This is a genomic window from Bacteroides sp. UBA939 (genome assembly GCF_002293435.1).
Classification (GTDB): Bacteria; Bacteroidota; Bacteroidia; order Bacteroidales; family Bacteroidaceae; genus Bacteroides.
Window position 1 is genome coordinate 1 of the sequence record NZ_DBDF01000208.1, and the last position, 8,820, is coordinate 8,820.

An 8,820-nucleotide genomic window follows, 5' to 3' on the forward strand; every position below is an offset into this window, starting at 1 on the left:
GGAGGAGAATAGAGATAGTCTTGATTATCAATATAGATATTACAGATTATCAACAAGATAAAAAACATGTGAAACTTAAATGTATAATCTGCATCATCTGCGGATGAAAAATATCTTTTGAATAACGTACTTTACTTTCTGAATTACTTCGGTTCGTAAGGTGTACAATCTTATCACTTGATTACTTTCACCGTCGCCGGATGTTCCATCTCTTCTTTCCATTCGCGAATACAGGCGAACCACTCTTCGGGAGTTTGATATCCGAAAGTCTCTTTCATCGATGTAAAAGTAACATTGTGAGTGAAATACTTGCTGTCTTTAGCGCCGATTGTGTACAGATAATTGGCAGCATCTTTCACTTCTGCTTTCACATACTTCTGATGGATATACGTACATAATCCTACGGTTTCTTTGGCGTACTTCACGGTGTCGTTCACAGGCCAGTCGGTTCCCCAACATGCTATCCGACCTTTGCGGTCGGAATAAGATACGGAGCCTTTGATGTCCATTACACCGGTTCGTCAGCTTTCGCCTTGTTCCAGGTGTTGTTTACTTCCACAGCAAAACTCATTTCTGATTCTTGTGCTTCTGCCGTTGCACAGAGGCTGCATAGTAACAGTAATACTATAAGGATTCTCTTTTTCATGGTTGTTGAATGTATAGCTGATTTGCCACAAAAGTAATGTATCTCTTGTATAATACCATTTCTATATTGATATAAATACTATCGGCTTTGTGAGTTAACTGACACGCGGTTACTTTATTTCTTCATATACCGGCGATATTGCGAATGCCGGTTATAAATCAAGATTCTGAGCTTTATCAGCCGAATTGTTGTATGCTTTTCCATTTATTTTCAGGTCTTTAGCGTTCTTTACCTGCAATGTCGCACCCTTTGTTTCTATCTTTACGTTTTCGATGGATACGTTTTCGGCTTGACTGATAACGATGCCTTGTTTGGCATCTGTAATCACCACATCTTTTACGTGCACATTACGGATAGGCATTTCGGGCAAACCGTTGAAGAACATGGCGCGTCCTATGCCTTTGCCGGTGATGTTGCTAATGTGAATGTTGCGGAAAGCAGGAGTTTCTTCCGTTACGGGCGGAATGGACGATTTCATTCTGTTGGCAAGGTCGTTTTCCGTTTCTTCGCCGGCGGCTTTACCACCGTAGTAAAGGTCGAATAACAATGCTTCATGCGGGATGTCGATCATGTTGATGTTGCTGATGTAAATGCTTTCGACTACACCACCGCGTCCGCGGGTGCTCTTGAAGCGCAGACCTACATCCGTACCGAGGAAAGTACAGTTTGTTACATATACATTCTTTACACCGCCCGACATTTCGCTACCTACCACGAAACCTCCATGTCCGTGCAATACAGTATTGTCCTTTACAATCACATTCTGGCAAGGCTCGCCACGCTTGCGACCGTCGGCATCTTTTCCCGACTTGATACAGATAGCATCATCGCCTGCATCAAAAATGTTATTGATAATCAGTGCGTTCTTGCAAGATTCAAGGTCAAGTGCGTCACCGTTCTGAGAATACCAGGGATTGAATACCCTTACGTTCTGAATAGTGACATGCTCGCATGACAGTGGGTGCAGACACCAGCTTGGAGAGTTCTTAAAGGTTACGCCATCCAACAATACTTTTTTGCTTTTCACGATGCTCAGCAATACCGGGCGTAACCAGGGACGGATTTCATTCCATTCTTCCTCACTTTTAATATCGCTCGGATTGTTGAATTCCTTAGTAGCCATAGCCCCTTTCAAGGCGCCTGCGGTAGGATACCAGATGCTGCCGGATTTATCGACCACACCACCCGAATTAACCAGGTTGCTCCATTGTCCGGCAGTCATTTTATCTTTCTTCACCGGACGCCAGCTATCGCCTGAACCATCGAAAACACCTTGTCCGGTAATAGCGATATTCTCGGCCCCCAAAGCCGAGATAGGAGACTGGCAACGGTGCGTATCCAGTCCTTCAAAAGAAGTCTTGATAATAGGATATGCTTCAAAATCAGCTGTGAACAGTACTAAGGCGTTCTTCTCAGTATATAAGTTGACGTTACTCAGCAGGACGATAGGCCCGGTCAGCCACAGTCCTTCGGGGATAATTACTTTACCGCCACCCTTGGTGTTAACGGCTTTGATAGCATCATTGATGGCTTGGGTATTCAACATAATACCGTCTCCTTTGGCTCCAAAGTCTGTGATGTTGACTGTGTAATCCGGGAAAACGGGTTGTTGTACTTTCGGCATCTCGAAAGGCAGATTCTCATAGATACTTTCATCTATATAATTTCTATTTTGCGCTTTTACTGTATTCTGAACAGAGAGCAGCGGAAGAGATAATGCCATAAGCATCCATGATTTTTTGATAAATGTGTTCATTGATAAGAGTTTCATATTAACCTGATTCTAATCTTTAAATATTATAAAAACCTTGTTTAATTATCAATTGCAAATGTATCGGGATTTGGCTGAAATCATGTGTACAATTTGTTAGTTTAGGTGGACTATTTGTGATTTTAGCCTTTTTCTTTGCATACTTTCGGATTTCTTATACAGAAAGTTCATATCTTTGCGCCCTCAAAATCGGTTAATGAATATATAATAGGTATGAGTTACAATTTGTTGAAAGGAAAAAGAGGCATTATTTTCGGTGCTCTGAATGAGCAGTCTATTGCCTGGAAAGTAGCTGAGAAAGCTGTAGAAGAAGGTGCGACAATCACCTTGTCCAATACCCCGGTGGCAGTTCGCATGGGTGAAGTATCCGCACTGGCAGATAAATTGAAATGTGAAGTGATTCCTGCTGACGCTACCAACGTAGAAGATTTGGAAAATGTATTCAAGCGCTCTATGGAAGTATTGGGCGGTCAGGTTGATTTTGTACTTCACTCCATTGGAATGTCTCCGAATGTTCGTAAGAAACGTACGTATGATGATCTTGATTATGAAATGTTGGGTAAGACGCTGGATATTTCCGCAGTGTCTTTTCATAAGATGATACAGGCTGCCAAGAAGCTGGATGCGGTTGCCGATTACGGTTCAATCCTTGCATTGAGTTATGTGGCCGCCCAGCGCACATTCTACGGCTATAATGATATGGCAGATGCTAAGGCTTTGCTGGAATCTATTGCGCGCAGCTTCGGTTATATATATGGCCGCGAACACAATGTGCGTATAAATACCATTTCACAATCTCCGACTATGACAACTGCCGGTTCGGGTGTGAAGGGTATGGACAAGTTGTTGGACTTCGCCAATCGCATGTCTCCCCTCGGTAATGCCTCGGCAGACGAATGTGCTGATTATTGCATCATGATGTTCTCCGACCTCACTCGTAAGGTTACTATGCAGAACTTGTATCACGATGGTGGTTTCTCCAGTGTAGGTATGAGCTTGCGGGCTATGGCTACTTATGAAAAAGGGCTGGACGAATATATGGATGAGAACGGAAACATTATTTATGGATGATAATTAGTGATTAGTGTTAAGTGATTAGTGATTAATAGGCTGCGCTGTTCACTGTATAGTTATTAATCACTAATCCTTTACCCCTAATCACTAATCACTAACCTCTAATCACTAATCACTAATCAACATGCTTCCTGCTCTTTATCTTTTACCCGTTACTCTGGGTGATACAGCACTTGAATCCGTATTACCTTCTTATAATAAGGAGGTAATAGCGGATATCCGTCATTTTATTGTGGAAGATGTGCGTTCGGCGCGTCGTTTCCTCAAAAAGGTAGACCGGGAGATAGATATTGATGCGTTGACCTTTTATCCGTTGAATAAGCATACGTCCGCCGAAGATATTTCCGGTTATCTGAAACCGTTGCTGGAAGGAAAGCCTATGGGAGTGATATCTGAGGCCGGTTGTCCCGCGGTGGCTGATCCGGGAGCTGATGTTGTGGCAATTGCACAACGGAAGAATTTAAAGGTAGTGCCGTTGGTAGGACCTTCTTCCATAATACTGTCCGTGATGGCTTCGGGCTTCAATGGGCAAAGTTTTGCTTTCCACGGTTACCTTCCCATTGAGCCGGACGAACGGGCTAAGAAACTAAAAAGCCTGGAACAACGTGTGTATGCCGAGCATCAAACCCAACTGTTTATTGAAACACCTTACCGCAATAACAAAATGGCGGAAGATATCTTGCGCAACTGCCGTCTGCAAACCAAGCTCTGCATCGCCGCAAACATCACGTGCGAAGGAGAGTATATAAAGACTAAGACGGTGAAAGAGTGGCAAGGCAAAGTTCCCGACCTTTCTAAGATTCCTTGTATTTTTCTCTTGTACAAATAACTTCTTTCAAGTGCTCGAATTCATTCTCAAAGCAATTGCCGAAGAAGTTCTTCCCTAAATTAGATTCTATTTGCTGTAGTGTCCAAAGTTTACCGATCTCTATGTGTTGTGCATCCTGTAAGAGGCTTTCGTCTTTTATATCCAGGAGGAAGAGGTAGACAAGCCGGTTCGTCACTTCATTCTCAAAGTGATACATGGTGTTGAATTGCAAGTCTTGTATAGGGATTTGTGGAAAAGCCTGCTTTACAAGACGCATAATTCCTTGTTTCAACGTTTCACCAAATAAAAGATAGCATTCCATCGGAACATCGGTTTTTTCTTTATCGAGTACGCAACGCTGAGGCCGCGGGCGGAGGTACAGCATACCGTTGTGGACTACTGCGATGCGAACTACCGGATTGATAAAGTCATTCTTATGCTTGATGGCGTCCGCTGCCAGGCATCTGCCGATTACATCTCCTTTGGTATTGACAATAGGAACCAATGCCGTACGTTTCATTACCTGATTGAAATAGAAAATACCGAACTGGTTGAACAGTATGCTTAGTATGAATACGACAGAAGGACAGATACCGAACAAGAACCTACGGGTACCCTCGCCCATAGTACCGGGTATCATAGCCGTTATGAAGGTTATCAGGAAGTGCAGGAATACGATAATGAGAAGTACCCGTGCGGATACGATTGAGGATTCTGCACTTTGTGCAGAAAGTTGGTTGCCGGGATTCGCCTGAGAGGTGAAGTGGTTGAGGAGGCGTTTCCTGTTCAGGAAGATTATGAATACAGGTATCACGACAATGATTTCCAGAGTCAGTGCGTACATTCTTAAAGGGTAATAACCACTAAAGAGAAAAGTGGTTAATGTCAATAGCAGGAGCATCCCTGTGGTACAGTAGAGTAAGAAATTCAGGATTTTCGCTTTCTTTCCATATAGCGTATATAGGCAATATAGAACTCCTATGCCTGCACCAATGTAGATAGAAATGTCTTGAGCCGTAAATTCACATAATATAATAGATATTATAACCGGAATAAATCCCAGTGACATATTAAATTTCGATGATAGAATATCTTTGTTGGACATTGTGGTTTTTATTTTTGTCGTTTCCTTGTAAATAACAAATAGAAAAAGTAATTGGTTTCTTTGCTTCGTGCCTTTTTTTGTTAAAGATGAACATGTTTTTTATAAGGCTGAATATGTTTCTCAGCATGGTAGGAGGAACGCACCAGCGGAGCGCTTTCTACCTGGTCGAAACCTTTTGCCAGACCTGCCTTTTGGTAAGAGGCAAATTGAGCCGGAGTAACATACTCCATCACAGGATAATGTTTGTGGGAGGGTTGCAAATACTGTCCGATGGTTAGGATTCGACATCCTGTCAGGCGAAGGTCGTCCATTAATTCTTCTACTTCTTCGGGAGTTTCTCCCAATCCTACCATGATACCTGATTTGGCGGTTATTCCGCTTCCGGCTATCTGGCGTATTACTTCGAGACTTGTTTCGTAGCGGGCTGCGCTGCGTACGAGAGGAGTGATGCGTTTTACGGTTTCCATATTGTGCGATATAATTTCGGGTTGTGCTTCGATGATTTGTGTAACCAGTTCTTTCTTGCCTTGAAAATCGGGAATGAGTACTTCGACAGTAGTTTCCGGATTCAGGCGTTTGATTTCAAGAATGGTTTGTTTCCAATGTGATGCTCCGAGGTCGGGTAAATCATCACGGTCAACGGAGGTGATGACTGCGTGGGAGAGCTTCATTAAGGCTACCGACTCTGCCACACGGGTAGGTTCGTCCGGGTCTAAGGGAAGCGGTTTCCCTGTCCGGGTATTACAGAATTTACAGCTACGGGTACATATATCGCCGCCTATCATCAGGGTAGCGGTTCCTTTCCCCCAGCATTCCCCCATATTGGGACAGCGCCCGCTGCTGCAAATGGTGTGCAGGCAGTGGGTGTCGACTATGCGTTTGGTTTCAGTATAACGCTCGTTGGCTCCGATGCTTATTTTGAGCCATTCGGGTTTACGTACTCTGTTATTCATGGTAATGATTTCTGTTTTAACAACTCTAACTACTTTAACTCCTGTAGTAGATTGCTTTCAAAAAAGTTCGTCAGTTTCGTGTACAAGTGATAGCGGGTGTTACCGCCATAGATGCTGTGGTTGCGGTTGGTGTATATCTGCATGTCGAATTGTTTGTCCAGTTGCACCAGACGCTCGGCATACTCGGTGAGGTTCTGGAAGTGGACATTGTCGTCCGCCATGCCGTGTACAAGCAACAGGTTACCGTGCAGCTTGTCGGCGCGGGTGAAGGCGGACGAGCTTTTGTATCCTTCGGCATTCTCCCGGGGAGTACGCATGAAACGTTCTCCGTAGATTGTGTCGTAGAAGTTCCAGTCGGTAACGGCGGCTACGGCAACTCCGGCTTTGAATACGGGTGTTCCTTCGCTCATGCTCATAATGGTCATGTATCCGCCGTAGCTCCATCCCCAGATACCGATGCGGTTTTTGTCTACGTAGGGCAGGCTGCCCATGTGTTGGGCAGTGAACACCTGGTCTTTGGCTTCTTTCACGCCGAGGCTCAGGTATGTGCACTTTTCAAATTCGGTGCCCCGTCCGCCTGTGCCGCGCCCGTCTACGCAAACTACGATAAAGCCGCGGCTTGCCATGTAAGTTTCCCAACTGATGCTCCATGAATCAAGTACTTGTTGCGAACCGGGACCGCTGTATTGGTACTGCAATACGGGATATTTCCGGGAAGCGGAGAAGTCGACAGGCTTCATCATCCAGCCGTTCAGGGTTACGCCGTCGGGAGTCTGGAAGGTGAAGAATTCTTTCCGGGGAACGTTGTACTGTGCCAATGTCTGTTTCAGTTTATCATTGGTAACGAGTGTAGCCAATTCTTTTCCTGTGTTGTCGTTCAGAGTGATTACGGTAGGAGTGCTCAGGTTTGAGTAACGGTTCATATAGTACTTCATGTCCGTACTGAACTGCGGAGTGTTAATACCCGGCTGGGCGGACAGTTTGGTTTTCTTTCCTTTGCGGTCTATCTTATAGACGGCTTTCCGCAAGGGGCTTTCTTCGTTGCTGGTGTAGTAAAAGGTGTTTTCACCTGCATCCCATCCCAGAAATTCCTTTACCTGATAGTTTCCGGCGGTAACTTGCTTTACGAGATTGCCGCCCATGCTGTACCAATAGAGATGGTTGTAGCCGCTCTTCTCACTCAGGAAGCTGAAGTTCTCGGGATAGAAACGGATATTGTCTAATACGGCTTCTTTGATGTAAGTGTCGCTTTCGTCGCGCAATGCCAGCTTGCATACCGTGGAGCGCGGGTCGCCGAAGTACATGTCGAGGCGATTCTGGTGGCGGTTCATTGTAATGATGGCAAGCTTATTGGGGTCTTGTGTGAAGAGGATACGCGGAATATATCCGTCCGCATCCATCGGCACGTTCATCTTACGGGTTACTTTGGATTTGATGTCGAAGGTGTGCACGGACACTTTGGAATTCGCTTCGCCCGTTTTAGGGTATTTGTAAGTGTAGTCGCCCGGATACTTTTCGAATGCGGAGATGTGGGGATTGCTTCCGGCAAAGATGGGGAAACTGTAGGAGGACACTTCCGTCTCGTCAAAGCGAATGTAGGCGAGTATCTGGCTGTCGGCACTGAATTCCAGCGCGCGGTCGAAGGCGAATTCTTCTTCATACACCCAGTCGGGAATGCCGTTGAGCACGGCATTGCGTTTGCCGTCTTCCGTAACCTGGCTTTCGCTGTTTCCGAAGAGGAGCTTAACAAGGAAGATGTTGTTGTCGCGTACGAATGCTACCATCGTTCCGTCCGGCGAGAAAACGGGAACCTGTTGCGGGCCGCCGTCGGATAGTTTTTCCACTACGTTATTGATTTTCCCGTCAAGGTTGCGTCTCAGGCTGTACAGATAGTGTACGGCGGTGTAAGAGTGGCGGTAGATGGGGGTTGTCTCGGTGGCAATGAGTAGTTTGCTGCCATCGGGCGAGAAGCTGTAGCTATCGAAATTCTTGAACGGGCATTCGCGTGCGGTGGCGGCGTCGAACAGTACTTCCACCTGTTTCCCGGTTTTGAAAGAGTATTTGATGATTTGCGTTCCTTCCGCGCTCATTTGTGAATAGTGTTCTCCATCGCCCGGGATGGGGATTACTCCGTAAATGTTTTCCGCACGGAATTTACCTGATACGATGTCTTTTAAATTAAGTGGTTGCTTGCCTTGTGCGAAACTTGTTAATACGCACAGGCAAAGGAGTAGGGTTGTAGTTATCTGTTTCATCTTTATACAAGAACATTATAATCGAACATTGAGTCACAAAGATACAATTTATATTCATACTGCCATAATCTGTTGTTACTTTATAATTTGAAATTAAGCGTAAAGGGGTGTTTCTGCCTTTTTCGACCGGTATGCACGGTTGTGAATAATGCAGGCAATGTATGTAATCTCCCTCCCGGGGTTTCGAGCGATTCTACCCTCACCCCTC

7 protein-coding genes and 1 pseudogene are annotated in these 8,820 nt (G+C 45.1%); 2 read left to right on the plus strand and 6 right to left on the minus strand.

Annotated features, from left to right (window positions below; all coding sequences use genetic code 11):
- Positions 1 to 173 precede the first annotated feature (173 nt).
- From B2Z67_RS13700 to B2Z67_RS13710, 3 genes and pseudogenes are all read right to left on the minus strand, one after another.
- Positions 174 to 518, minus strand: a pseudogene (locus B2Z67_RS13700) (DUF4861 family protein); the annotation flags it as partial.
- Positions 509 to 646, minus strand: a complete 138-nt coding sequence (locus B2Z67_RS13705) for a hypothetical protein (protein ID WP_291530399.1) — start codon at positions 644 to 646, stop codon at positions 509 to 511. The pseudogene B2Z67_RS13700 and the gene B2Z67_RS13705, both read right to left, overlap by 10 nt.
- Positions 647 to 797: 151 nt before the next feature.
- Positions 798 to 2,402 carry a glycoside hydrolase family 28 protein gene (locus tag B2Z67_RS13710; RefSeq protein ID WP_291530400.1) on the minus strand — a complete coding sequence of 535 codons (1,605 nt, stop codon included), beginning with the start codon at positions 2,400 to 2,402 and terminating at the stop codon, positions 798 to 800.
- 228 nt (positions 2,403 to 2,630) lie between these two features.
- On the opposite strand from B2Z67_RS13710, the gene B2Z67_RS13715 reads away from it, so the two are divergent.
- On the plus strand, positions 2,631 to 3,488 hold the full coding sequence (locus tag B2Z67_RS13715) for an enoyl-ACP reductase FabI (protein WP_291530401.1): 858 nt from the start codon (positions 2,631 to 2,633) through the stop codon (positions 3,486 to 3,488).
- Positions 3,489 to 3,615: 127 nt separating this feature from the next.
- Positions 3,616 to 4,320, plus strand: a complete 705-nt coding sequence (locus B2Z67_RS13720; RefSeq protein ID WP_291530402.1) for an SAM-dependent methyltransferase — start codon at positions 3,616 to 3,618, stop codon at positions 4,318 to 4,320.
- Here B2Z67_RS13720 and B2Z67_RS13725 read toward each other — a convergent pair.
- The 3 genes from B2Z67_RS13725 to B2Z67_RS13735 form a co-directional block, all read right to left on the minus strand.
- A complete protein-coding gene (locus B2Z67_RS13725; RefSeq protein WP_291530403.1) occupies positions 4,286 to 5,404 on the minus strand; it encodes a hypothetical protein in 1,119 nt (372 codons plus the stop codon). The two genes, B2Z67_RS13720 and B2Z67_RS13725, sit on opposite strands and share 35 nt — an antisense overlap.
- 80 nt (positions 5,405 to 5,484) lie before the next feature.
- The gene (gene lipA, locus B2Z67_RS13730) at positions 5,485 to 6,357 is read right to left on the minus strand and encodes a lipoyl synthase (protein ID WP_291530404.1); all 873 of its coding nucleotides are present in this window, start codon (positions 6,355 to 6,357) and stop codon (positions 5,485 to 5,487) included.
- A gap of 29 nt (positions 6,358 to 6,386) precedes the next feature.
- Complete coding sequence (locus B2Z67_RS13735) at positions 6,387 to 8,612, minus strand: S9 family peptidase (RefSeq protein WP_291530405.1); 2,226 nt, start codon at positions 8,610 to 8,612, stop codon at positions 6,387 to 6,389.
- Positions 8,613 to 8,820: the final 208 nt, after the last annotated feature.